This window comes from Shewanella sp. MBTL60-112-B2 (genome assembly GCF_019655055.1).
Lineage (GTDB): Bacteria > Pseudomonadota > Gammaproteobacteria > Enterobacterales > Shewanellaceae > Shewanella.
Genome location: NZ_BPFA01000022.1, coordinates 14,705 through 39,269, shown reverse-complemented (window position 1 = coordinate 39,269; position 24,565 = coordinate 14,705). Strand labels below are relative to the sequence as shown.

Sequence of the window (24,565 nt, the reverse complement as noted above, 5' to 3'; positions counted from 1 at the left end):
GAGAATAATATGTCAGAGAATAGTTATGATTCTTCGAGTATTAAGGTTCTAAAAGGCCTTGATGCGGTACGTAAAAGACCAGGCATGTACATTGGTGATACCGATGATGGTACAGGTCTACATCACATGGTATTCGAAGTAGTCGATAACTCTATCGATGAAGCGTTAGCGGGCCACTGTAACGACGTTATTATCACAATCCATGCAGACGGTTCTGTATCGGTTCGAGATGATGGCCGTGGTATTCCGGTATCGATCCACGAAGAGGAAGGTATCTCTGCTGCTGAAGTTATTATGACCGTACTTCACGCTGGTGGTAAGTTCGATGATAACTCTTATAAAGTATCGGGCGGTTTGCACGGTGTAGGTGTGTCAGTTGTAAACGCACTATCTTCTAAGCTGCAGATGACTATTCGTCGTGATGGCAAGGTATATGAGCAGTTTTACACCCACGGTGTGCCAGATGCACCGATTGCCGCAATTGGTGAAGCGACTAAGACAGGTACTGAAATCCGTTTTTGGCCAAGTGCAGAGACCTTCTCTGATGTCTTGTTCCACTTCGATATTCTAGCCAAGCGTGTTCGTGAATTATCATTCCTAAACTCAGGTGTGGGTATTCGTCTGGTTGACGAGCGTGATAACCGTGATGAATTCTTCAAGTATGAAGGCGGTATCAGTGCATTTGTTGACTATTTAAACGTTAACAAAACACCGGTAAACAAAGAGGTATTCCACTTCTGCCAAGAGCGTGAAGACGGTATTACCGTTGAAGTTGCTATGCAGTGGAACGATGGTTTCCAAGAAAACATTTTTTGTTTTACCAACAACATTCCACAGCGCGATGGTGGTACTCACTTAGCGGGCTTCCGTGGTGCGTTAACACGTAACTTGAACAACTACATGGAGCGTGAAGGTTATAACAAGAAAGGTAAGACAGCTGCTACGGGTGATGATGCTCGTGAAGGTCTAACTGCTGTTATTTCTGTTAAAGTACCGGATCCTAAGTTCAGTTCTCAGACTAAAGACAAGCTTGTTTCAAGTGAAGTTAAGTCAGCGGTAGAGCAAACAATGGGTGAGCAATTAGGTGATTACCTAATGGAGCATCCAAATGAAGCTAAACTGATTGTTGGTAAGATTATCGATGCGGCTCGTGCTCGTGAAGCTGCACGTAAAGCGCGTGAAATGACTCGTCGTAAAGGCGCATTAGATTTAGGTGGTTTGCCAGGTAAACTTGCTGACTGCCAAGAGAAAGACCCTGGTCTTTCTGAAATATACATAGTGGAGGGTGACTCAGCTGGTGGTAGTGCCAAGCAGGGTCGTAACCGTAAGAACCAAGCGATTCTTCCACTTAAAGGTAAGATCCTAAACGTTGAAAAGGCTCGTTTCGATAAGATGCTATCTTCACAAGAAGTAGCTACGCTTATTACTGCACTTGGTTGTGGTATTGGCCGTGACGAATACAACCCTGATAAGACGCGTTATCACAACATCGTTATCATGACCGATGCTGACGTCGACGGCTCGCACATCCGTACCTTGCTGTTGACCTTCTTCTTCCGTCAAATGCCTGAGCTTATCGAGCGTGGCTATGTGTATATTGCACAGCCACCGCTATATAAGGTTAAAAAAGGTAAGCAAGAGCAGTACTTGAAAGATGATCCTGCATTGACTGAGTACCTAACGACTCAAGCATTAGATAACGCGAACATCTATCCATCGCAAGGTGCACCAGGCATGTCTGGTCAGCCATTAGAGCGTTTGGTTAATCAGTACCGTGAAGTTGAGGCTATCATTGCTCGTTTAGAGCAACGTTACCCAACTAACATTACTGATCTAATGTTATATCACCCAGCATTGACCAATGAGATGTTGAGTGATGAAGCACAAGTTAAAGCTTGGGCTGATGCGTTTGTTGCTGACTTAATTGACAAAGAAACTGGCGGTATTTTATATAGTGCTGAGCCAGTTCTGGATCCAGAGCGTCAATCATACCTGCCTAAGATAACTATCCGTAAGCACGGTATTGATACGCACTACTTGTTCTCATACGACTTCTTCCAGTCTACTGATTACCAGCGCATCGTTAAGATGGGAACTGAAATCAACGGTTTAGTAGAAGATGGTGGCTATGTACAACGTGGTGAGCGTACTAAAGACGTTACTAGTTTTGTTGAAGCATTAGATTGGTTAATGAACGAGTCTAAGCGTGGCTTATACATCCAGCGTTACAAAGGATTGGGTGAGATGAACCCTGAACAATTGTGGGAAACTACAATGGATCCAGAGTCACGCCGTATGCTGCAAGTAACCATTGAAGATGCGATTGGTGCTGATCAGTTATTTACCTGTTTGATGGGTGATCAGGTTGAACCTCGCCGTGACTTTATCGAAGCCAATGCTCTGAATGTGGCGAACCTCGACGTTTAAGTTTGTTTTTATAGGTAAACTTAATGATTGAGTAAAATCGGTGCTATAGGTACCGATTTTTTTTGTTAATAAATCAGTGTCCGGTCATAAGAAATTGATTAGTAAAGCCATCAAAAAACTGTTTAATATCAGAGAGCAAGTTGTCATAGAAAAGCCGAAGAGCTTCAGTGGTTCACTGGAGCAGTTTCAACCTAGGCAAAGCGACTCTGTTACTACTAGTAAGCCACAACAACCTGTGAGTCAGGCTCCTATAGCTACAATTGACCTATCAGCTCTGTTTTATAGCCTATTATTCCCAAGCATACAGTTTAGTGGTACAGCAAATGAGCTGGAAAAGAATGTATTTAGACGGGTAGAAGCTGCATTGGCATCCCCAAAAGCGATTGCCGAAAGGGTATTAAAATTACCGACTCAAGTTGCGGCATTAGATCAACAGCTTGCAGATGAGAATAGCGATACCAAAGCGCTATTAGCATTAATCGAAAGGGATCCTGTATTAAGCGTTGAGGTGCTAAAGCTGTGTAACTCTCCTCTGTTTAAACGTAGTGATAAAGAAGTGACCAGCTTACAGCTCGCGTTAGTGCAGTTGGGACGTGAGCAGATGCGACGCTTTGTTACTACAGCGATGATGCGCAAAGTTATCGACATCCAGCCTATCTATTTTCGCCGTTTCGGTAGTCAAGTATGGCGTCATTCTATGCAGGTTGCCTATTTATCTAGTGAACTCACTCAAGATGATCCTGACACAGCCTTTCTACTTGGTTTACTCCATGATGTGGGTAAGATAGCCATTTTCAAACTATTGTTAGAAGCTTTTAAACAAGCCGAACCTGGTGAGCAACCCTGTTCGAGTCTGTTTAGACAAGTGATGACTGCAAAATCTTTAAGCTTAAGCGCATTATTAGCTCGTTACTGGGAGTTACCCTCATTATTTGAGGCTGAGCTTAGTCGTTTAGCTGTCGTTGATTGTAAGCCTGCTGGTGGTCATGCTGAAGTTGTTTGGCGAGCGAACCTTATCAGTGAGTGCTCTATGTTATTGGAAGCGGGTAAGTTACTTCCTGAACAATTAGATAGGCTGCTATTTGATGCGTCAATAGACAGTGAAACCTTTGCGCAAATGCATCAGAAACTGGTGTTGTTTTAAATCAGTTTCAATGATTGAGTTTCACAAACAAAAAACGCGCCTTTCGGCGCGTTTTTTTTATCTGCTAGTTACTTACTGAAGTAACGAGATATCTGCAGCATGTAAGAACTGCTCACGTAGGCTAGAAAGTAGCGCTAGGCGGTTATTCTTTAGGGCTTCATCATCAGCCATTACCATCACATCTTCGAAGAAGGTATCAACACTTTCACGAAGGTTAGCAAGTAATGCTAATGCTTCTTGGTAGTTTGCAGCAGCAAATAGCGGTGCTAATTGTGGTTGCAGTTCAGCAAGTTTGGCGGCAAGTGCTTTTTCAGCTTTTTCAACAAGTAGCTTATCGTCGATAGCTGCTGGTAGCGCGCCTTCGACCTTAGCTAAAATGTTAGATACACGCTTATTAGCAGCAGCGAGTGCAGAAGCTTGTTCAAGTGTTCTAAAGTGAGCAACAGCTTTAATGCGACTTTCAAAGTCAGCTGGAGCTGTAGGGCGACGAGCCAATACGGCTAAGATCACGTCTACACTCACACCTTGATCTTGGTACCAAGCACGGAAGCGAGCCATAAAGAACTCAAGTACTTGCTCTGCAACATCTGCGTTAGTGAGGCTCTCACCGTGTAGCTCTTGTGCCTTAGCAATTAGGTCAACAAGATCTAGTGGTAAGTTGTTCTCTAAACAGATACGCAGCACACCAATTGCAGCACGACGCAGTGCAAATGGGTCCGCAGCACCTTTTGGTGCTTGGCCAATACCAAAGATACCTACTAATGTGTCTAGCTTTTCAGCTAATGCCACACAAATTGAGATAGGTGCAGTTGGTACGGTATCGCCAGAAAACTTAGGCTTGTATTGCTCTGATAGTGCTACAGCTACCGCTTCAGTTTCACCGTTTAGGCGTGCGTAATGCATACCCATGGTGCCTTGAAGGTCAGTAAATTCCATTACCATGTTAGTCATCAAATCTGACTTGGATAATAGACCTGCACGAGCAGCTTCTTCGCTGTTAGCATCAATGCTAGTAGCAATGTAACCAGCCATAGCAGAGATACGCTCAACGCGTTGCTTAATTGTGCCAAGTTGCTTTTGGAAAATAACTGTTTCTAGGCTAGCAAGGCGAGCTTCTAGTGTGTCTTTCTTATCGGTTTCAAAGAAGAACTCAGCATCCGCAAGACGTGGACGAACCACTTTCTCGTTACCTGCAATAATCTGCTGTGGATCTTTAGATTCGATATTGGTCACGAAGATAAAGTTTGGTAGCAGTTGGCCAGCCTTATCAAATACAGGGAAGTATTTTTGATCACCTTTCATGGTGTAAACCAAGGCTTCTGCTGGTACGTCTAAGAACTTTTCTTCGAAGCTAGCGGTAAGCACTACTGGCCACTCAACGAGTGAAGTCACTTCTTCTAGTAAATCATCTTCAAGATCGGCTACGCCGCCAATCTTAGCCGCAGCTGCTTCAGAGTCAATTTTGATAATCGCTTTACGTGCTTCGTAATCTGCGAGTACTTTGCCTTTCTCTTTGAGTGCGATTAAATAGTTGTCTGCATGATCTAGCTCAAAGCTAGATTCACCCATAAAGCGGTGGCCACGAATAACGCGGTCAGACTTAATACCTAGTAATTCGCCATCAACCACTTCACTACCCAGTAGCATAGTTACAGTGTGAACAGGGCGGATAAACTGAGTTGTGTTGCTACCCCAGCGCATTGGCTTTGGGATAGGTAACTTGTCTAATGAGCGCTGCGCCATATCGGCGATTAGGCTTTTAGTTTCAACACCAACAACGCGAGCTTGGTGTAGTAACCATTCGCCTTTATCAGTTTTTAAACGCTCAGCTTGCTCAACAGTAATACCGTTACCACGAGCCCAGCCCATAGCTGCTTTAGTCGGATTACCGTCAGCATCAAAAGCTTGAGCTACCGCAGGACCGCGCTTTTCAACCACTTTGTCAGCTTGTGCTAGCGCAAGTTGGTTGATGCAAATAGCTAAGCGACGTGGCGCTGCGTACCATACTGCAGACTCAAAGCTCAGTTCTGCTTTAGTTAGCTCTTCAGTAAAATTAGCTAGAAATGATTCAGCTAGTTTACGTAGTGACTTTGGTGGTAACTCTTCAGTGCCTACTTCAATGAGTAAGTTTTCAAAATTCATCTGTTATTCCTCTACTTACACATTGGGAAGCCAAGTGCTTCACGGGCCTGATAGTAAGACTCTGCTACGCCTTTAGCCATGGTACGAACGCGTAAGATATAACGCTGGCGCTCAGTAACAGAAATAGCGTGGCGAGCATCAAGCAGGTTAAATGCATGAGAGGCTTTCATTACTTGCTCATAGGCAGGTAGTGGAAGTGGCTTTTCTAATGTCAGTAAACGCTCGCAAGCTTGTTCGCAGTCTTCAAACATCTTGAAAAGTACTTCAACATTGGCATGTTCGAAGTTGTAAGTTGATTGCTCAACTTCATTCTGATGGAAGATATCACCGTACATGACTTTACCCATAGGGCCGTCAGTCCATACAAGATCGTAAACACTGTCTACTTCTTGAATGTACATAGCAAGACGCTCAAGACCGTAAGTGATCTCACCGGTAACAGGCTTGCACTCTAATCCACCTACTTGCTGGAAGTAAGTAAACTGAGAGACTTCCATACCGTTAAGCCAAATTTCCCAACCTAGACCCCAAGCACCTAGCGTTGGTGATTCCCAGTTGTCTTCAACAAAGCGAACGTCATGCACATTCATGTCAACACCAACGGCTTCTAGTGAGCCTAGGTATAGTTCTTGAATGTTGCTTGGTGATGGCTTAAGTACTACTTGGAACTGGTAGTAGTGCTGCAAGCGGTTAGGGTTTTCACCGTAACGGCCGTCAGTTGGGCGACGACATGGTTGAACATAGGCACTGCTCATAGGCTCGGGGCCTAATGAACGTAAGAATGTCATAGGGTGGAATGTACCAGCGCCTACTTCCATGTCCAATGGTTGAACGATTGCGCAACCTTGCTGCGCCCAGTATTCCTGCAGGGTCATAATGAAGCCCTGGAATGTTTTCACGTCGTGTTTCGTCGTCATATCCGCTTGTCTACTGCCTGGAAGCCTTAATAGAAAATGGTGTCGATTATACCTTGTAGAATTACGCTTATGTAGGTTATTTTTTATCTGGTTGGTTAAAAAATTAGGAATTGGACTATGGAAGTAACGCGTTGCGGTTGGGTTGGTAGTGATCCCATCTATCAGGAATACCATGACAAGGTGTGGGGAAGGCCTGTTTTTGATAGCCAAGAGCTATTTGCCAAGCTTTGTCTCGATGGCCAACAGGCCGGATTATCTTGGATTACTATCCTCAAGAAACAGCAAAATTACGAGGCTGCATTTGCTAATTTTGATCCTAAAGTTATCGCAACTTTTGATGATGCAAAAGTTGAAGAACTGATGCTCAATCCTGGAATAGTACGCAATCGGCTTAAGGTTAATTCCATTATAAAAAATGCCAAAGGCTATATGGATTATGTAGAGCAGGGTAGTGATTTTTCAGAGTTTTTGTGGAGTTTTGTTGGCGGATGCCCTAAGACAAATCACTTTAACTCCATGGCCGAACTACCGACACAGACCCCAGAGTCAGAAGCTATGTCTAAGGCTTTAAAGAAGATGGGTTTTAACTTTGTCGGCCCCACAATTTGCTATGCCTTTATGCAAGCAGTGGGAATGGTCAATGACCACACCACAGATTGTTTTTGCTTTCAGGACAAAAGTTAATATTTAGAATCGAGTCATCGCCATTTGTGAAGGATCATCGGTATAGATATAGATACCTTTAAAATCTAGTTCACCCGTTGCACTCTCTGATGTATTTACAAAACTATGATTGCTATCGAAATTTTCTATTAATTGCTTGTTGGCTTCTGTCAGTTCATTGGTAGTTATCGAGAGCGCGCAAATACGGCCTGCGCAAACAGCGTATTGCTCATAGATGGTCATGTTTTTAATATCGAGCAATTGTTGGTTAAGCTTATGCTGTCTTTCGATAGCAAATTCACTACTTATAGGTAAGTTGGAAACTTGTTCTATAAAGTCATTCATTCCAGAGGTTAATACATTGACTAGAGCTTTGCGTTCAATTGCGCCTGTTTGATTGACGAACAATGCGTCTATTTGGGTTTCATCAAGTAGTTCGAAGTATTGGTTACTATTGTTACCGGACTCAACATCGGCGATGTTTAGCGAGTCATCGGAAACTTGTTTGACACTTATACCGGGTTTTGCTGATGGTTGATTCTTGTCTACGGTAGGTATTGCTATATCGTTTGGTAATGTCGTTGTTATATCTAGCTGTGGTTTGAAGAATAGTTGGCTAGCTAATATGGAGAGGGTGATGCTGATTATGACTAAAGTAATTACTCTAGATGGGGACATGTTCAATTTCCTTGGTTCGATAAAGAGATCCATTCTCTGTACATCAATATAAAATATTATCTAGAGTTAATAAAGTCATTAAAAAAGGATGTTCCACGTGGAACATCCTTTTTATTTTTTCTTAGATTAATCACTTTTTGTTCAAAAAATAATTTTCCTCAACTTTAAAAATCGTAGCTAAGTTAGCCAGATTTTAAATTTGAAACTGGATTTATTTTTCGAAAAAGAAGGTTTCTCTTTGCTTACCTTTATTCTTTGAACCACCATTTAATTGGTCCATGGTTTCAGCATTAAATAGTTTGCCGTTAACCATGGTGTAAGTTACGCGATCGGTTACGCGGATATCTTCCAACGGATTACCATCGATAACAATTAAGTCGGCAAGCTTGCCTTGCTTGATTGAACCAATTTGATGATCCATTGCAAAGTGCTTGGCTGGGTTGATGGTTGCGGTTTTTAGCACTTCCATATTACTCATGCCACCTTGAGCAAACATCCACATTTCCCAATGAGCAGCCAAACCTTCACGCTGACCATGAGCACCGATGTTAGCTTTAATGCCAACTTCATTTAGCTCATTGGCCACCCGAGCGACGTTGACGTGGTTGTAATGTTCATCGGGGGCTGTAGGGCGACGCATTGAGCGAGCATCCAAAATATCTGATGGTACATACATAGATAGACGAGGGTGAGCCCACACATCTGTTTTGTCGTACCAGTAGTTTTCACCTGAAATACCACCATAGGCAACAACTAACGTTGGGGTGTAGCCAACTTCGGTTTGGCTCCAGAACTGCTTAATGTCGCTATAGATATTCGCTGCAGGTAGCGAGTGTTCTATACCTGTGTGACCATCGGCAATCATGGTTAGGTTATGCTGCAGTAAACTTCCGCCTTCAGGCACTACCATCATTTCCAGCTCGCGTGCTGCTGCGATAACTTGCTGACGTTGGTTACGACGTGGTTGGTTATAACTCTTAACACTGAAAGCACCGACTTTTTTCAAGCGTTCTAAATGGAATTTGGCATCATCGAGTGAATCTATATGCGAGGTATAACCTGGTAGGTTCGCGCCATATAAAATAGTACCGGTAGAGAAAATACGTGGGCCAGCAATATTACCGGCTTTCTGTTGCTCTGCAGCGGCAAAGATTTCTGTGGTGTCATTTGAAGGGTCGTGAATAGCAGTTACACCTAGAGACAGATTAGAGTAGAGCTCCCAGTTCTGCTGCGGAATGATTTCATTCTCACCCTGAGCACCATGAGCATGGGCATCGAATAAGCCTGGCATCAGAGTTTTACCCGTAATATCTATGACCTTAGCGTCACTTGGGATATCGATAACAGATGCAGAACCGACACTGACAATGTGATTATCTTTAACGATTACCGTGCCGTTTTCGATAACTTCATCATTTTCCATGGTAATGATTTTTCCACCAACAAAGGCGATTGTTCCACGTGGAACATCAGCTTTTTGGGTGAAGCCAAGATCGGTAATGGTTGGCTCAACTTTGTCATCTTCTGCCTGTTGTTGATATTGGGTATCGACATTAACTTGGTAAAGTTCTGGGCCCAGTGTCCAGTACAACTGATTGCTAGCTGTATTCCAGCTAATGCTTTCACCAGCACGAACACTGAGTTGCTCAACAGGGAGGTTACTTGCTTTAGGGCCAATCTGAATTGTTTCACCGTGTTTAGCAAATGGCGTAACAAATACTTTAAAGCGTTCAGCAAAGGCTAGCTGCTTACCATCAGGTGATACTCTAAATTCGGTGGCATGCATACTGGTGTAATGTACGCGCTTTTCAAAACCATTGAGTCCAATAGATGCAAGCTGTGGTGTTTCACCACTTTCCATAAAGTAAACGCGGTCGTTGTCGGCCCCAAATTGAGGTTGGTAACCTGCAGCGGTGATCTTGGTATTGTTATCGCCATCAACATCTACTTGGTAAAGACCTGTTTCTTGTGACCAAGTGCGTGGAGTGATGTATCCGCCTTTAGCTTTACGATAAACCACTGTCTCACCGTCTGGTGAAAAGGTGGGTTCTACGTATTTTCCTGGCTCTTCAGTTAATACTTTTACACGCTTATTGCGCACGGTAGCTAAACTAACAGTGCCTTGTTCTTGGTCATCCCAAGTGGTGAATACGACTTTCTTACCATCGCGTGACCACTGTGGAAATAGCTCACGTAGATCACTATCTAGCTTGGTGAGTCGAGACATCTTGCCGTCGGGTAAACTCTTAACCCAAATCTTACCTAGAGCTTCAAAGACGACTTTTTTACCATCAGGTGAAACCTGCGCCATGCGCAGCATCTTCACATCAAACACATCTTTATCGAGATCTTGTGTAAATCGAACGGCAGGCTGAACTGCGCGCTCAGTCTTAACCGTAAATGGAATTTGCTCTACTGACTTAGATTCAACATCTAGCTTATTGATTTTACCGTTAGCCCAAAATACGATTTCACCATTATCGGCGGTCCAACTCATGGTTGGATAAACTCCATGAATGGCCCAGGTTTCTTGCATGTCTCGGTCTAACTCACCGTATAGCTTTTCTGTTTCACCAGACTTTAAATCGAGTAGATAGAGTGAAGACTGGAAGCCGTCACGCTTAATATAGGCAAGCTTATTGCCATCAGGGCTAGGGGTAGGTCGAATCGCGCCGCCAGTACCTTGGATCAATACTTCGATATCGCCGGTCTGGGTATCGTAACGCTTGATCTTATAGATGCCTTTTACTGAGTCTTTTGAGTAATGGAAGGTCTTACCCGGCGTCGCATCTTGGCTAAAGTAGATATAACGGCCATCTGGCGAGTAGGCAGGTTCACCTAAATCCTTTTGCTCATTCGGGCGCTCAGTTAATTTCACACCGTCGCCGCCAGCAACGTGATACATCCATACTTCACCTGCGCCCAAGCTACGGCTACCGGTAAAGTGCTTACGTGCTACTAGATATTGCCCATCTGGACTCCAAGCTGGACTATTCAATAAGCGGAATGTTTCTTTAGTGACTGGGCGAGGGTTGCTGCCGTCAGCTTCCATTATCCAGATATTGTCGCCGCCATCCTCATCAGAAGTGAAGGCGATGTATTTACCATCAGGGCTATAAACTGGCTGCATTTGCCATGCAATGCCTTTTGCCAATGGCTTAGCTTCACCGCCAGTTATTGGCATTTGATAGATATCACCAAGTAAGTCGAACACCACGTGCTTGCCGTTAGGGCTAACACTGACGTTCATCCAGGTACCTTCATCGACTTCAATTTTAATTTGTTCTAAAGGGGCGTTTGCTGGCGCATTAACTTGCCATGCATTTTTATCTTCTTCAGCAATAGTGGGAACACTAAGGCTTAATGCAATGGCAGCATATAGAGGAGTTAATTTGTTCTTTAACATGCTAATCCTATGATTGTAGTTATCGTTTTAAAGGAGTGGTTTTTATTATTGGTTATAGATTGTTGGCGCTAGCGCTTAATTGGAGATTAATTTGTGCAACAGTTATCGCATAATTTAGTTAACAGTAAAACAAAAATTCTGTTTCAATTAGTTAAGGTTAATATGACTGAGAGAAGGGGGGAACTGGTTGCGCTTTAATGTATTAACTTAGGTGAAAGCTAGCTGGTTGTGTGACTATCTTTTTGTATGAGAAAGGTTGAAGCTTTGATATGAGCATCAGTCTTATATCAATGCGATACAAGACTGAATACTTGATAGATTGAAATGGCCTGTAAATCTTAAGCCAAATTGACTGGGGCGTTAATCTGGATATTGGCGTCGTTGAGTACTCGGCAAGTTACACCGCCGCGCCAGTCAGGTAATAAAGCCGCCTCTAACCCCGGGTAAGCTTGTTCCATTTTTTTACATGGATCAGTTTCACCGGTTATCTCAAGTAATAGCTCACCAATGACTAGTTGCTTACCTACATCACTGGCGCTGAAACAGAGCCCATCAATTAATAAGTTGGCTCTACGAGTAAACCATGGCAAGGTTTTACCGACTCCATTACAAGCTATTTGCCATTGCTGGATAGACATTACGGTAACTTGACGCTTACCCGGACGACCAAAGATGTCGTTTTCAACACCTCTGGCTCGAGTCACTTGAGCTTGCTCAACCGTGTGCATATGGCCGCGCTTTTCAGTTTTAAATGCAATACCAATTAATGAAGCCATGATAATTCCTTTTATCTATTTCGGTGAGATAGTAGTGACTATAGACCTTTCTTTATCAAGTATTGATAAGGTGTAGATTCTGTTTGGCTGGCTATCAGGGTATGATCCATGAATTCACAAAAGCTTGGAATGTCACGTGTTGTTGCTGGATCATCAGCAATGATAAGTAAAGTTTCGCCGTCGTTCATGCGTCTTACTGATTTGCGTACCATCATAACCGGCTCTGGGCATCTTAAGCCTAAAGCGTCGAGTTGGTGTTGAGCAGCGTTAAATAGGTCGTTCATATTTCCTCAGCCGAACGATTAAACAGAAGTGGCTAATATTACTCCAGGCCTTAGGTTTATCCAAGCTTGTCGCTTTAATTTGTGAGCTGGGGTCATTTGGTAATTTGCAGTGTTCCACGTGGAACACTGCAAACTATTAGAGAATTATTCTGCTGTGATAGGGTAAAACTGGGCTTGAAGTAATGCTTTGATATCGTCTGGAGCAAGTTCTATATCCAGCCCGCGGCGTCCACCACTGACGAACATTTTTGCAAGAGTCGCAGCTGATTGATCTATTACAGTTGGCAATTGTCTTTTTTGTCCTAATGGACTGACACCACCAAGCACATAACCAGAGCTCCGCTGAACTTCCATTGCTTCGGCCATCACAGCCTTTTTGGCTTTGACTGCTTTTGCTATTAACTTCATGCTGAGCTTTTCGGCTACAGGAATAATGGCTACCGCAAGCTGCTTACCGTCCAACTTTACCACTAGAGTTTTGAATACCAGCTCAGGTGCCACCCCAATTTTCTCAGCGGCTTCTAAGCCATAAGCTTGGCAAGACGGGTCATGCTGATATTCATGAACTTGATGGGCAATCTTGTGTTTAACGAGCAGGTCGATAGCGGGAGTCATTGTGTTACCTATATATGTAGTGCAGGCATTATTGGTGCTAATTAAAGTAATTTTTCCATAACTTGCACTTTAATACCGTGATAAGTGACCTGTTCTACAGGTTGCCAGCCGAGACTAGTATACAGACCACCAGTAAAATCTTCGGTCTGCAAGCTGATGCAGTTAATCTCGAGTTCCTTAGCCTTATCTATAATCGCACTCACTAATGCGTGGGCTATGCCTTTTCCTCTATGCTCAGATGCAACGTAAACACCACCGAGCCAATGCTCGCGCTCGGGATAGATATCCATCTCATGGAAACGAAGTTGAGCTGCGGCCATCAGTTTATTGTTATCAAGAGCTAAGATTATCAAGGGCTGGCTGTCGTGATTAAGGTAGTCGCGGAGCTTCAGCTCCAACTGTTCAGTACTTCTACCTTCACCAATATAGCCCCACTCATCGCTATACCACTTTGCTATTTGGGGTATGAAAGAGTCATTGTCGGCAAGTAAAACAAATTTCATCACGGCCCCTAAGGGATTTACTGGTGACTTCAGGTTAATGCAGTTGTTGGAAATAGGCTAGCTGGTTTGGACTTTGAGTGACTTATGATTTCTCGTTTGAGGTAAACGGCTTGAATCGAAACCAAAAAAAGCCAGCTTACGCTGGCTTTTTATCTATTCGAGCTGAAGCCTTTACGGGCGCTCGAAGATAGTCGCGATACCTTGGCCTAGACCAATACACATGGTTGCTAGACCATACTTAGCATCTTTAGCTTCCATCAAGTTAATCAGGGTTGTTGAAATACGCGTACCTGAACAGCCTAGTGGATGACCGAGTGCAATCGCGCCACCATTAAGGTTAATCTTCTCATCAACCACATCCATCAAACCTAAGTCTTTAACACAAGGTAGAGACTGCGCGGCAAAGGCTTCGTTAAGCTCGATAACGTCTAAGTCATCAACGGTTAGACCTGCACGCTTAAGTGCTTTTTGAGTTGCAGGTACAGGGCCATAACCCATAATCGCTGCATCACAGCCGGCAATCGCCATTGAGCGAATACGAGCGCGAATTGGTAAGCCTAATGCTTTTGCTTTCTCTTCTTCCATCACTAGCATGGCTGAAGCGCCATCTGATAATGCAGAAGAGGTACCCGCGGTAACAGTACCGTTAGCAGGGTCAAAAGCAGGGCGTAGACCTGAAAGAGATTCCATCGATGTTTCTGGGCGGATCACTTCATCGTGCTCAACTTTAATCAAGGCGCCGTCGGCGTCATGACCTTCAATCGCAACGATCTCATTGGCGAAACGGCCTTCAATTGTAGCGGCGTGAGCGCGCTGATGTGAGCGTACTGCAAAGGCATCTTGCTGCTCACGAGTAATGCCGTGCATCTTACCTAACATTTCCGCGGTCAGACCCATCATTCCTGAGGCTTTAGCAACATTGTTAGCAAGACCTGGGTGGAAGTCGACGCCATGGTTCATTGGTACATGACCCATATGCTCAACACCACCAACGATAAAGGTATCGCCTTGGCCTGTCATAATTGCGCGAGCCGCTTGGTGTAATGCATCCATTGATGAACCACATAAACGGTTTACGGTAACCGCGCCAACTTGCTTTGGAATGCCAGCCAATAGGGCAGCGTTACGTGCAATGTTAAAGCCTTGCTCAAGGGTTTGCTGTACACAACCCCACATCACATCTTCGATAGTGTTTGGGTCCAGCTTAGGGTTACGCTCAAGTAGCGACTTCATTAATTCTGCAGATAGAGTTTCTGCGCGTACATTTCTAAATACTCCAGCCTTTGAGCGGCCCATTGGAGTACGAATGCAATCTACGATAACGGCGTTTTTCATTGTTCAAATCCTTCCTGCTTAAGCCTGCTGGTAGTAGCTGCCATTGTTGGCGGCAAGTTCGCGCATAGTGTCAGTTACTTGGTATAGACCACCAAGGTGTGCATATTTGTCGGCAAGTGCCACAAAGTTAGCCACACCCATAGTATCTAGGTAACGGAATACACCGCCTCTAAATGGTGGGAAACCAAGACCGTAAACTAGGCCCATATCCGCTTCAGCAGGCGAAGCGATAATTCCTTCTTCAAGACAACGCACTGTCTCGATAATCATTGGGATCATAGTGCGAGCAATGATCTCGTCTGACTCAAATGCTTTTTGCTCACCAAACTCAGCTTGCAGCAATTCATAGCTGGTTGGGTCTAAATCTTTCTTTGGCTTGCCACGACGGTCAACTGAGTATTGGTAGAAACCTCTACTGTTCTTCTGGCCAAAGCGTTCAGCTTCAAACATTACATCAATGGCATCTTTACCTGATTTACCCATACGGTCAGGGAAACCTTCAGCCATTACAGCTTGTGCGTGATGACCCGTATCTAGACCAACAACGTCAAGTAAGTAAGCAGGGCCCATTGGCCAACCAAACTGCTTTTCCATCACTTTATCGATAGCCGCAAAATCAGCGCCATCAGCAAGTAGGCCACTAAAGCCTGCAAAATAAGGGAAGAGTACGCGGTTTACAAAGAACCCAGGGCAGTCATTTACTACGATAGGTGTTTTGCCCATCTTGCTGGCATACGCCACAACTGAAGCGACGGTTTCGTCAGAGCTGTTTTCGCCACGAATGACTTCGACCAATGGCATTTTGTGCACCGGATTGAAGAAGTGCATACCACAGAAGCGTTCAGGCTTTTTAAGGCTCTTAGCTAATAGATTGATTGAAATCGTTGAGGTGTTAGAGGTGATAATGGCATCTTCACTAACATGCTGCTCAACTTCAGCCAGTACCATAGATTTAACTTTTGGATGCTCAACTACCGCCTCAACAATGACGTCAGCATCTTTTACTGGTGCATAGTCGAGTGCTGGGGTGATGTTATTCAGTACTGCAGCCATTTTCGCTGGAGTAGAACGACCGCGCTTTACTTGTGCCGTAAGCAGCTTTGCCGCTTCACCTAAGCCTAAATCTAGTGCCGGTTGGGCAATATCCTTCATTACGATAGGTGTGCCTTTGCTGGCACTTTGGTAAGCGATACCGCCACCCATGATGCCTGCACCAAGTACAGCAGCTGAGTCGACTTTCTTAGCCAGTTTGCCAGCCTTCTTGGCCTTACCTTTAACCAGTTGGTCGTTTAAGAAGATACCAATTAGTGCTTGTGCAACTTCGGTTTTAGCCAGTTTTACAAACGCTTGGTGCTCGATTTGTAAGGCTTCAGCGCGGCTACATTTTGCTGCTTGCTCGACAACACTAATGACTGCCATTGGCGCTGGGTAATGTTTACCAGCAATTTTAAATACCATGCCTTTAGCTGTCGCAAAAGACATCATGGCTTCAAGCTTAGGTAGAGTTAGCGGCGCTTGTTTCTTAGCGCGGCGAGATTGCCAGTCTAGCTTCTCAGCCAGGGCATCTTTAAGCATTTTTAACGCAGCGGGTTTTAATTGCTCAGGAGCAACAACGGCGTCAATAGCGCCAACTTTTAGTGCTGCTTCTGGGCGTTGATCTTTACCTGAGGTGATCCATTCAAGTGCGTTGTCGGCACCAATCACACGGGGTAAACGTACTGTGCCACCAAAACCTGGGATGATACCTAATTTGGTTTCTGGTAGGCCGATACGAGCTGTGGTGTCAGCGATACGGAAGTCTGTAGCTAAGATTGTTTCGCAACCGCCGCCTAACGCAAAGCCATTAATTGCTGAAATCGTTGGGAAAGGTAAGTCTTCAAGCTTGTTGAATACATCGTTAGCTTGTTCAAGCCAAGAATGCAGTACCTTGTCTTCTTCAGTGAAAAGTCCTAGAAACTCTGTGATGTCTGCACCAACGATAAAGGCATCTTTGGCTGAACTCAGCATAAGTCCTTTGATGCTAGAATCTTGCTTGATGCTGTCGAGTGCAGCATTTAACGAATCGATGGTTGCTCTGTCTAACTTGTTCACCGAACCTTGTGATTTAAAGCACAGGTGAGCGATATTATCTTCGAGTAACTCAACCTCAATTGTAGGGCTTTGGTAGATCATTGCTTGCTTCCTTATAGCTTAAGTTCACTATCCAGATCGTTAATGATTTTATTATCCGAATGTAACTTTCTTTGTCACAGCAGCCTAGGCCATCATTTGACCAGTTACCGCTCAGTGTGCGATGAATCACAATAAATTACAACACCCAATTTAAACGGTCGTTTAGTTTCTTTGGTTTGTAAAATAATGAAGCTTAAAGATCAGTGCCTTAGTTGGTATTGTTGCAATGGTTTAATTTGAGTTTACAGCAGATAGCTTAGCCAAGAATAGCTTTGAAGAAAAAATTATTTAGCGATGTGATAGACTGAGCCCGTGTCGAAAATTTGGCTAAATAATAACAATAGGGTAACCCTCATGGAACAGTTAGCTCGCCTCTATCATGACCATATTCAAGTACTCAATCAGCGTGTAAGCGAAATAATTTCTCGTGAAAACTTATCGGGACTCGTCATACATTCAGGCCAGCCACATAGACAGTTTTTAGATGATATGGATTACCCATTTAAGGTAAACCCGCACTTTAAAGCCTGGTTACCGGTCACCGATAATCCTAATTCGTGGTTGGTGGTAAACGGCAGCGATAAGCCTCTATTGATTTTTTATCGCCCGGTGGATTTTTGGCATAAGGTTGCCGATGAGCCGAGTGACTTTTGGGCCGAGCATGTAGACATTAAGTTTCTAACTAAAGCCGACAAAGTGGCCGAGTATCTCCCTACAGATATCGATAGTTGGGCTTATATTGGTGAGCATTTAGATGTCGCCGATGTGCTGGGTTTTAATAGACGTAATCCAGATTCAGTATTGAGTTACCTCAACTATCACCGCGCGACGAAAACTGATTATGAGTTAGCCTGTATGCGTAAAGCTAACGAAATAGCGGTGACCGGACATCAAGCGGCTAAAACGGCTTTTTATAATGGTGCTAGTGAATTTGAGATCCTACAGGTGTATCTGTCGGCAATCTCGCAGGGGGAAAACCAAGTTCCCTATAGCAGCATAGTTGCGATTAATGAAAACGCCGCCATTTTACATTACACCGCACTTGAACATGCGAGCCCGGCACAGCGCCGCTCATTCTTAATTGACGCGGGCGCTAACTTTAATGGCTATGCCTCTGATATTACCCGTAGCTATTCATTCGAGAAGAACATCTTTGATGATTTGATCACCGCAATTGATAATATGCAGCTTCAGATCATTAATATGATGAAGCCGGGTGTGAGCTATGCTGAATTACACATACAAACTCATTATAAGCTAGCGCAGATCTTGCTGGATTTTGATATTGTCAGCGGCGATGTTCAGGGCCTAGTCGAACAGGGTATTACTCGAGTATTTTTCCCTCATGGTCTAGGCCATATGTTAGGCATACAAGTGCATGATATGGGAGGCTTCCTTGGTGATGAAAAGGGCACTCATGTTGCTGCGCCAGAGGCTCATCCATTCCTACGTTGTACTCGAGAGCTTGATATCAACCAAGTACTGACGATAGAGCCTGGCGTTTATATTATTGATTCGCTACTGGCTGAATTAAAGCAAGATCAGCGGCAGTCACAAATCAATTGGAATACGGTTGATGTCTTAAGGCCATTTGGTGGCATTCGCATCGAAGATAATGTGATTGTTCATGGCGATCGTATCGAAAATATGACCCGTAATTTGGGTCTGAATCGTTAATCTAATGAGAGAAGCGTTTTGAGTGAGAGTTATCTCATACCTGCAGCTGAATTATTGATAGAAGAAGAGATAAAGCATAGTCGCTTTATCTCTTTTCTATTTCACTGTCAGTCAGCTGAAGAGCTTAAGTGTGTACTTACTGACCTAAAGATTGAGTACCCAGGAGCTAACCATTATTGCTACGCATTTGTCGGCGGCGCCCCAAATGACAGTATCAATATGGGCTCAAGTGATGATGGTGAACCTTCAGGTAGTGCTGGTCGGCCTATGTTGGCTGCTTTGCTGGGGGCTAACATAGGCGAAATGGGTGCGATTGTTATTCGCTACTTTGGTGGAACTAAACTGGGTGTGGGTGGCCTAGTTCGAGCTTATAGTTCTGGTATTAAACAGGCTATTCCACAGCTCCAAACCCAGCTGAAGCAAATCCGCTATCCTGGAGAATTGGTGTGTGAATATCATCACTTAAAAGATGTTGAGCATCTATTTGCTCAATTTGATGTGTTGATTGAAGATAAGCAATTTAGCGACAAGATAATTATTAAGTTTGCCATCCCAAAGGCAGCTAAACAGCAGCTCAATCTTGATTTAGCGACTCTGAGTAAAGGGCAGTTAAAAGCAGAGTTTGAAGGGTAATACCAATCAGTATAAGAAATTGATCTACTCAGAGCGTTTTTGGCAAACTAATTCAAGGCGAATAACTGAAAGAATGGTTGCTCCCTTGTGAAGTTGTTCAACGAAGAAGTTGGCAGCCAAAAACGCTCCAGAATGGCGAGTTTTAGCGGCTCTGATACTGTGTTAACGAGCTTAACCGTAGAACAACTATGCTCTTCACTCGTTGCCTTGTCTCAGTGCCGCTAAACTCTCGCTGAGCGACCAAATCTTTATACTGATTGGTATAAGCGCCATATTGGTTAGTTGTAAAACGATGACAAATTTTATTGATTAACAAGTTTTTTCAAGCTTGATAATCGGTTATGAACATTCATTATTAAGTGTGCGAGAATGCGCTATAGCATAAGCGCTAGTGATGGGAATCAATGCAATATCGAACAATTATAAGAATTACAGGCTTATTAATGGGGCTGTTTTCTTTATCTTTACTTCCTCCAGCTCTTGTTGCTGTTATCTATAAAGATGGCGGCGGCATGGCCTTTATTCAGGCATTTGTGTTGTGCCTGATCTTGGGTTTTGGACTTTGGTATCCTAACCGCGCACACCGAAAGGACTTGCGTACTCGAGAGGGCTTCCTCTTAGTGGTGATGTTCTGGGTGGTACTAGGCTCCATCGGTGCAGTCCCCTTTATTTTTTCTGGTCAACCATCGCTTAGTTTAACTGACAGTTTCTTTGAGTCCTTCTCAGCCCTAACTACCACGGGGGCCACGGTGATCGTGGGGCTAGATAGTCTGCCCAAGGCGATTCTATTTTATCGGCATTTACTGCAGTGGCTCGGAGGCATGGGAATTATTGTTCTTGCGGTTGCTATTTTGCCTGTACTTGGCGTTGGAGGAATGCAGCTATATCGCGCCGAAATGCCCGGGCCGGTTAAAGACAGTAAGATGACCCCTAGAATTGCCGAGACCGCCAAGGCGCTGTGGTATATCTACTTAGCATTAACTGTTGCTTGTGCCCTTGCTTATTGGCTGGCGGGAATGGATGCATTCGATGCTATCTGTCACTCGTTCTCGACCATTGCTATTGGTGGCTTCTCTACCCACGACGCGAGCATGGGCTACTTCGACAGTCCTACAATCAATATGATCTGCGTGGTGTTCCTATTGATTGCCGCGCTCAATTTTAGCCTGCACTTTGCGGCATTTTCTCGCCGCGGCATTAACCTTAGAGTTTACTTTAGGGACGCAGAATTTAAGGTGCTGATCGCCATTCAGTTGGTGTTAACCGCTATCTGTTTTGTCACCCTATACGGCTCTGGTATTTATGACTCGGCCGAGGAAACCTTCGATTACGCTCTGTTTCAGGCGGTATCAATTTCAACTACCGCAGGTTTTGGTACAGAGAGCTTTCATGCTTGGCCGTTGTTCTTACCTATCTTGCTAATCTTTTCTAGTTTCATTGGTGGTAGCGGTGGCTCTACGGCGGGTGGTATTAAAGTCATTCGAGTCATTCTACTATTGCTACAAGGTTCACGGGAACTTAAGCGATTAGTTCACCCCCGTGGTATGTTCTCTATTCGGATCAGCGGTAACGCGTTGCCAGATAGGGTCATCGATGCAGTGTGGGGATTCTTCTCGGCTTATGCTTTAGTCTTTGTTGTTTGTATGCTGATCTTAATGGCGCTGGGAATGGATGCGATTACCGCCTTTAGCGCAACAGCCGCTTGTTTGAATAACCTAGGTCCAGGCTTAGGTGAGGTGGCGAGTAACTACGCCAGTATTGGTGATGGTGAGAAATGGGTACTGCTGTTCGCCATGCTATTCGGTCGCTTAGAGGTATTTACTTTACTTATTTTGTTTACACCAACATTTTGGAAAAACTAAATTAAGGTAAAGATGCAGACTCGATGTGTAAGGCTAAGCTAGCGTTAATTTTTAGCGGGTATATTGAGTCAGTGGGTAAGGCAATTCGGCGTTGTTTGAATTGAGCTTTAATCTAGTTTGAATCAGAAAATAGTAGGACGTTAATGAACAACACACTCATTATTTATTCAACCGTTGATGGCCAAACCAAAGCGATTTGTGAGCAAATAAAGCGGATTAATCAAGATCAAGGAGCCAAGGTAACTCTGGCATCCCTTGATGAAGCTGAAAAACTTGGCTTGGCGCAATTTGATAAAATTTTGGTCGCAGCGAGTATTCGCTATGGTAAACATAGGCCTGAGCTTTATCAGTTTATTAATCGTCATCACGCGGTACTAGATGCCAAGCAAAACGCTTTCTTTACGGTGAATGTGGTGGCGCGTAAACCTGAGAAAAATACGCCAGAAACCAACCCATATATGAAGAAGTTTCTGGCACTTTCACTATGGCAACCGCAACAGTTAGCCGTGTTTGCCGGCAAGATTGATTACCCTAAATATCGTCTGTTCGATAAAGTGATGATCCGCTTTATTATGTGGATGACCAAAGGGCCAACCGATACTAGCGGTACTTTTGAGTTTACTGACTGGAACAAGGTTGATGAGTTTGCTCGCGCTTTTGCTGAGCGTTAATCTGTAAAGATTACCCATAAAAAAGCCTGCTAAATGCAGGCTTTGTTATATCTGGAACACTGTTGTATCTAAACACTATCGGCTCTATAGATAGTGCGTACTAGGCGCAGTATTTACGATGCAATATAGAGATCACTTCGGTGACTTGCTCATTCTTTAATGTGTAATAAACCACTTGCGAACTCTTGCGAGTTGACACTAAGTCTTCTGAGCGTAATACGGCTAAATGCTGCGATAGTGCTGACTGGCTAAGAGGAACCGTTTCATTTAATTCGGTCACGCTTAGTTCTTTATCCAGTAATAAGCACAGAATCATCAGTCTATATGGATTAGCGATAGCCTTAAGCCACTTAGCTGCGCTTTCGGCATTAGTGACCATTGCACTAATATCGATGTCTTTTTGCATTTGGTTACTTACTCCATCGCCTTTAATTAGTTTATTCTAATTGAGTTAAGCTTATAAGACAATATACTTGTGGAAGGCGGTTATCTCAATTTTTGATGTCGATAATATGAGCTACACCTAATTTGTGATCCATTCTCCTTTAAAATCTATGATTAGCTGTAACAATGCATCAATAGAAAATTCTCAATTGGAATCAAGATGAAATCAGTTCTGGTACTTTACTATTCTCGCGGTGGGCACACAGCCAGAATTAGCCGTGCTGTTGCGGACCACCTTGTGAGTCAGGGTCACCGATGCGATATGATGCATATTAATGAAGCTAAGGCTGAGGGGATCGACTGGGCTCAATATGATGTGGTCGCGCTTGGTGCGTGTGTGCTTTACGGTAGTTACCATAAATCAGTCTTTGAATTTGTCGAGCAGCATCAAGCTGAGTTAAGCGCTAAAGCATCGAGTTTCTTTAGTGTGAATGTTGTGGCACGTAATCCAGAAAAACGTATTCCGGAAAACAATAAGTATCTACAGAAGTTTATTGAACTAGCGGCATGGAAACCAAACGACGTTAAAGTGATCGCCGGTAAAGTTGATTACCCGGCATGGCGCTGGTACGACAGAATGATGATCCAGCTGATCATGAAGATGACCAATGGCCCAACAGACCCTAAATCAGTGATTGATTACACCGATTGGGATGATGTAAAGGTATATGCTGAGCATTTGGTTAGCTTAGCTAAATAAGTCACTGACTCAAAAGCCGCACTTGATGCGGCTTTTTTGTATCTGAAAACTGGGTTTAGTACTTCCAAAAACTAGGGTGGAATAATACCGCCACAGTTAAAATCTCAAGTCGTCCAAGCAGCATACCTATGGCTAAAGCCCATTTAGCTACGTCCGGTAGCGTTGAGAAGTTACCTGCAGGGCCGATAGTGCTACCTAGACCTGGGCCAACATTGGTAACAGCGGTAATCGCGCCTGTAAAGCTGGTTACGGGATCTAATCCAGTGAGCACCAAAATGATAGATAGCAGCACAATCACCAGTACAAATAGCAGGATAAAGGTGACGAGTGAGCGCACAATATCGCCACGAATGATGTGGTTGTTATAACGTTCTCTAAAAACACCATTTGGGTGAAATTGTTGCTTAAGTTGCTCGCGCATTATCACGCCCGCTATTTGAAAGCGGAAGATTTTGATGCCGCCAGAGGTGGAGCCTGAACAGCTGCCGACAAACATCAAAAATAGAAAGATGATATTGGCTAATGCCCCCCAAGCAGTGTAGTCGGTGAGGCCATACCCTGTGGTTGTCACCACAGAGACTACGTTAAAGCTGGCCAAGCGTAAGGCATCTAAAGGCGCTATCTCTCTGCTGCTCCACAGCCATAAGGCGAGGGCGCAGGATGTGAGGATCACAAACTTGAGAAAGCCTTTCACTTGGGCATCGTTCCACACTTTTACTGAACGTTGCTGCACCATGTAGACGAACATTAGCAAAGGCAAGCCCCCTGCAAGCATAAATGTCGTGCCAACCCAGTGAGCCTCATTTGAAAATGCCGCCATGGATTTGTCAGAGGTGGAATAGCCGCCAGTAGACAGGGTGGTCATGGCATGGTTGATGGCTTGGAACCAGTTCATGCCGCTACTGTGATATGCCAAAAAGCATAAGAAGGTCAGCAGGCAATAAACGATAAATAGGTTTTTTGCCATGTGTTGGGTGCGTGGAGTGGTTTTATCACTCCAGTCTGAAGACTCGGTTCTAAATAGCCGCATACCACCGACGTTTAAAAAAGGTAGAACGGCTACGGCCATTACGATAAAGCCAATACCACCCATCCACTGCAGTAGTGAGCGCCAGATCAGAATGCTGTGATCCATGTTATCGAGCCCCGACAACACGGTAGAGCCAGTGGTCGTGATCCCCGACATGGTTTCAAAGAAGGCATCGGTGTAGTTGATGCCGTGGTATAGAGTAAAAGGCATTGCCGCAAAAAGACTGACGATGAGCCAAGTGAGGCAGGTCAGTAAAAACATATCGCGGATATTGAGATTGAGCTTACGGGTTTGACCTTGATGCATACAAAAGCTGGCTGCGCTACCGGCAGCCAAAGAGGAAATCATGAATGCACCAACAGTCTCTTCGCCATAATAGAGAGCGAAGGCTCCGGGAATTAACATAAACGCGGTGAGCGTCGATAGGAAAATTCCCAGAATAAACAGTAGAGGACGATAGTTCAGCACTATTCCGCTCCTGAAGGT

At 44.2% G+C, this 24,565-nt stretch carries 20 protein-coding genes; 8 read left to right on the top strand and 12 right to left on the bottom strand.

Going from position 1 to position 24,565, the window contains the following annotated elements; genetic code table 11:
• The first annotated feature begins 9 nt into the window (after positions 1 to 9).
• Positions 10 to 2,427, top strand: a complete 2,418-nt coding sequence (gene gyrB, locus K5Q73_RS14065; RefSeq protein WP_220764170.1) for a DNA topoisomerase (ATP-hydrolyzing) subunit B — start codon at positions 10 to 12, stop codon at positions 2,425 to 2,427.
• Positions 2,428 to 2,521: 94 nt separating this feature from the next.
• Positions 2,522 to 3,571 carry an HDOD domain-containing protein gene (locus K5Q73_RS14060; RefSeq protein WP_259650808.1) on the top strand — a complete coding sequence of 350 codons (1,050 nt, stop codon included), beginning with the start codon at positions 2,522 to 2,524 and terminating at the stop codon, positions 3,569 to 3,571.
• Positions 3,572 to 3,643: 72 nt separating this feature from the next.
• Here the strand turns inward: K5Q73_RS14060 and glyS are convergent, their stop codons facing one another.
• A complete protein-coding gene (glyS, locus tag K5Q73_RS14055) occupies positions 3,644 to 5,713 on the bottom strand; it encodes a glycine--tRNA ligase subunit beta (protein WP_220764159.1) in 2,070 nt (689 codons plus the stop codon).
• An 11-nt stretch (positions 5,714 to 5,724) separates the two neighbouring features.
• On the bottom strand, positions 5,725 to 6,630 hold the full coding sequence (gene glyQ, locus K5Q73_RS14050; protein ID WP_220764157.1) for a glycine--tRNA ligase subunit alpha: 906 nt from the start codon (positions 6,628 to 6,630) through the stop codon (positions 5,725 to 5,727).
• A gap of 117 nt (positions 6,631 to 6,747) precedes the next feature.
• On the opposite strand from glyQ, the gene K5Q73_RS14045 reads away from it, so the two are divergent.
• The gene (locus tag K5Q73_RS14045; protein WP_220764155.1) at positions 6,748 to 7,314 is read left to right on the top strand and encodes a DNA-3-methyladenine glycosylase I; all 567 of its coding nucleotides are present in this window, start codon (positions 6,748 to 6,750) and stop codon (positions 7,312 to 7,314) included.
• 3 nt (positions 7,315 to 7,317) lie between these two features.
• Here the strand turns inward: K5Q73_RS14045 and K5Q73_RS14040 are convergent, their stop codons facing one another.
• The 8 genes from K5Q73_RS14040 to fadB all read right to left on the bottom strand — a co-directional run bounded on the left by K5Q73_RS14040 (position 7,318) and on the right by fadB (position 17,062).
• Complete coding sequence (locus K5Q73_RS14040) at positions 7,318 to 7,971, bottom strand: hypothetical protein (protein ID WP_220764153.1); 654 nt, start codon at positions 7,969 to 7,971, stop codon at positions 7,318 to 7,320.
• Between the two features lie 211 nt (positions 7,972 to 8,182).
• Positions 8,183 to 11,377 (bottom strand): amidohydrolase family protein, encoded by a 3,195-nt coding sequence (locus tag K5Q73_RS14035; RefSeq protein WP_220764152.1) that lies wholly within the window; start codon positions 11,375 to 11,377, stop codon positions 8,183 to 8,185.
• Positions 11,378 to 11,715: 338 nt separating this feature from the next.
• Positions 11,716 to 12,153, bottom strand: coding sequence for an MOSC domain-containing protein (locus K5Q73_RS14030; protein WP_220764150.1), 438 nt, complete (start codon positions 12,151 to 12,153; stop codon positions 11,716 to 11,718).
• A 38-nt stretch (positions 12,154 to 12,191) separates the two neighbouring features.
• The gene (tusA, locus tag K5Q73_RS14025) at positions 12,192 to 12,437 is read right to left on the bottom strand and encodes a sulfurtransferase TusA (RefSeq protein WP_012153289.1); all 246 of its coding nucleotides are present in this window, start codon (positions 12,435 to 12,437) and stop codon (positions 12,192 to 12,194) included.
• Between the two features lie 144 nt (positions 12,438 to 12,581).
• Positions 12,582 to 13,052 carry a Cys-tRNA(Pro) deacylase gene (gene ybaK / locus K5Q73_RS14020; RefSeq protein WP_220764148.1) on the bottom strand — a complete coding sequence of 157 codons (471 nt, stop codon included), beginning with the start codon at positions 13,050 to 13,052 and terminating at the stop codon, positions 12,582 to 12,584.
• 41 nt (positions 13,053 to 13,093) lie between these two features.
• Positions 13,094 to 13,555, bottom strand: a complete 462-nt coding sequence (locus K5Q73_RS14015; RefSeq protein ID WP_220764140.1) for a GNAT family N-acetyltransferase — start codon at positions 13,553 to 13,555, stop codon at positions 13,094 to 13,096.
• A gap of 171 nt (positions 13,556 to 13,726) precedes the next feature.
• Entirely contained in the window at positions 13,727 to 14,890 is a 1,164-nt protein-coding gene (gene fadA, locus K5Q73_RS14010) for an acetyl-CoA C-acyltransferase FadA (RefSeq protein ID WP_220764132.1), read from the bottom strand.
• An 18-nt stretch (positions 14,891 to 14,908) separates the two neighbouring features.
• Positions 14,909 to 17,062 carry a fatty acid oxidation complex subunit alpha FadB gene (gene fadB / locus K5Q73_RS14005; RefSeq protein ID WP_220764130.1) on the bottom strand — a complete coding sequence of 718 codons (2,154 nt, stop codon included), beginning with the start codon at positions 17,060 to 17,062 and terminating at the stop codon, positions 14,909 to 14,911.
• A 354-nt stretch (positions 17,063 to 17,416) separates the two neighbouring features.
• On the opposite strand from fadB, the gene pepQ reads away from it, so the two are divergent.
• The 4 genes from pepQ to hemG (K5Q73_RS13985) all read left to right on the top strand — a co-directional run bounded on the left by pepQ (position 17,417) and on the right by hemG (K5Q73_RS13985) (position 21,905).
• On the top strand, positions 17,417 to 18,739 hold the full coding sequence (gene pepQ, locus K5Q73_RS14000; protein WP_220764128.1) for a Xaa-Pro dipeptidase: 1,323 nt from the start codon (positions 17,417 to 17,419) through the stop codon (positions 18,737 to 18,739).
• A gap of 18 nt (positions 18,740 to 18,757) precedes the next feature.
• Positions 18,758 to 19,372 (top strand): YigZ family protein, encoded by a 615-nt coding sequence (locus K5Q73_RS13995; protein ID WP_220764126.1) that lies wholly within the window; start codon positions 18,758 to 18,760, stop codon positions 19,370 to 19,372.
• Positions 19,373 to 19,776: 404 nt separating this feature from the next.
• Positions 19,777 to 21,234, top strand: a complete 1,458-nt coding sequence (locus K5Q73_RS13990; RefSeq protein WP_220764118.1) for a TrkH family potassium uptake protein — start codon at positions 19,777 to 19,779, stop codon at positions 21,232 to 21,234.
• 143 nt (positions 21,235 to 21,377) lie between these two features.
• Positions 21,378 to 21,905, top strand: a complete 528-nt coding sequence (hemG, locus tag K5Q73_RS13985) for a menaquinone-dependent protoporphyrinogen IX dehydrogenase (RefSeq protein ID WP_220764116.1) — start codon at positions 21,378 to 21,380, stop codon at positions 21,903 to 21,905.
• Between the two features lie 100 nt (positions 21,906 to 22,005).
• On the opposite strand, the gene K5Q73_RS13980 is transcribed toward hemG (K5Q73_RS13985), so the two are convergent.
• The gene (locus K5Q73_RS13980; protein ID WP_220764114.1) at positions 22,006 to 22,311 is read right to left on the bottom strand and encodes a metalloregulator ArsR/SmtB family transcription factor; all 306 of its coding nucleotides are present in this window, start codon (positions 22,309 to 22,311) and stop codon (positions 22,006 to 22,008) included.
• Between the two features lie 198 nt (positions 22,312 to 22,509).
• Here K5Q73_RS13980 and hemG (K5Q73_RS13975) point away from each other — a divergent pair, with 198 nt between their 5' ends.
• Complete coding sequence (gene hemG, locus K5Q73_RS13975; RefSeq protein WP_220764104.1) at positions 22,510 to 23,049, top strand: menaquinone-dependent protoporphyrinogen IX dehydrogenase; 540 nt, start codon at positions 22,510 to 22,512, stop codon at positions 23,047 to 23,049.
• A 55-nt stretch (positions 23,050 to 23,104) separates the two neighbouring features.
• On the opposite strand, the gene K5Q73_RS13970 is transcribed toward hemG (K5Q73_RS13975), so the two are convergent.
• On the bottom strand, positions 23,105 to 24,547 hold the full coding sequence (locus K5Q73_RS13970) for a TrkH family potassium uptake protein (RefSeq protein WP_220764102.1): 1,443 nt from the start codon (positions 24,545 to 24,547) through the stop codon (positions 23,105 to 23,107).
• Between the last annotated feature and the right edge of the window lie 18 nt (positions 24,548 to 24,565).

Coding starts and splice junctions, on each gene's coding strand:
- glyQ (WP_220764157.1), bottom strand. CDS start 6,630: ATGACGACGAAACACGACGTGAAAACATTCCAGGGCTTCATTATGACC.
- K5Q73_RS14040 (WP_220764153.1), bottom strand. CDS start 7,971: ATGTCCCCATCTAGAGTAATTACTTTAGTCATAATCAGCATCACCCTC.
- glyS (WP_220764159.1), bottom strand. CDS start 5,713: ATGAATTTTGAAAACTTACTCATTGAAGTAGGCACTGAAGAGTTACCA.
- ybaK (WP_220764148.1), bottom strand. CDS start 13,052: ATGACTCCCGCTATCGACCTGCTCGTTAAACACAAGATTGCCCATCAA.
- fadA (WP_220764132.1), bottom strand. CDS start 14,890: ATGAAAAACGCCGTTATCGTAGATTGCATTCGTACTCCAATGGGCCGC.
- tusA (WP_012153289.1), bottom strand. CDS start 12,437: ATGAACGACCTATTTAACGCTGCTCAACACCAACTCGACGCTTTAGGC.
- pepQ (WP_220764128.1), top strand. CDS start 17,417: ATGGAACAGTTAGCTCGCCTCTATCATGACCATATTCAAGTACTCAAT.
- K5Q73_RS14015 (WP_220764140.1), bottom strand. CDS start 13,555: ATGAAATTTGTTTTACTTGCCGACAATGACTCTTTCATACCCCAAATA.
- K5Q73_RS13990 (WP_220764118.1), top strand. CDS start 19,777: ATGCAATATCGAACAATTATAAGAATTACAGGCTTATTAATGGGGCTG.
- K5Q73_RS14030 (WP_220764150.1), bottom strand. CDS start 12,153: ATGGCTTCATTAATTGGTATTGCATTTAAAACTGAAAAGCGCGGCCAT.
- gyrB (WP_220764170.1), top strand. CDS start 10: ATGTCAGAGAATAGTTATGATTCTTCGAGTATTAAGGTTCTAAAAGGC.
- fadB (WP_220764130.1), bottom strand. CDS start 17,062: ATGATCTACCAAAGCCCTACAATTGAGGTTGAGTTACTCGAAGATAAT.
- K5Q73_RS13980 (WP_220764114.1), bottom strand. CDS start 22,311: ATGCAAAAAGACATCGATATTAGTGCAATGGTCACTAATGCCGAAAGC.
- hemG (WP_220764104.1), top strand. CDS start 22,510: ATGAAATCAGTTCTGGTACTTTACTATTCTCGCGGTGGGCACACAGCC.
- K5Q73_RS14035 (WP_220764152.1), bottom strand. CDS start 11,377: ATGTTAAAGAACAAATTAACTCCTCTATATGCTGCCATTGCATTAAGC.
- hemG (WP_220764116.1), top strand. CDS start 21,378: ATGAACAACACACTCATTATTTATTCAACCGTTGATGGCCAAACCAAA.
- K5Q73_RS14045 (WP_220764155.1), top strand. CDS start 6,748: ATGGAAGTAACGCGTTGCGGTTGGGTTGGTAGTGATCCCATCTATCAG.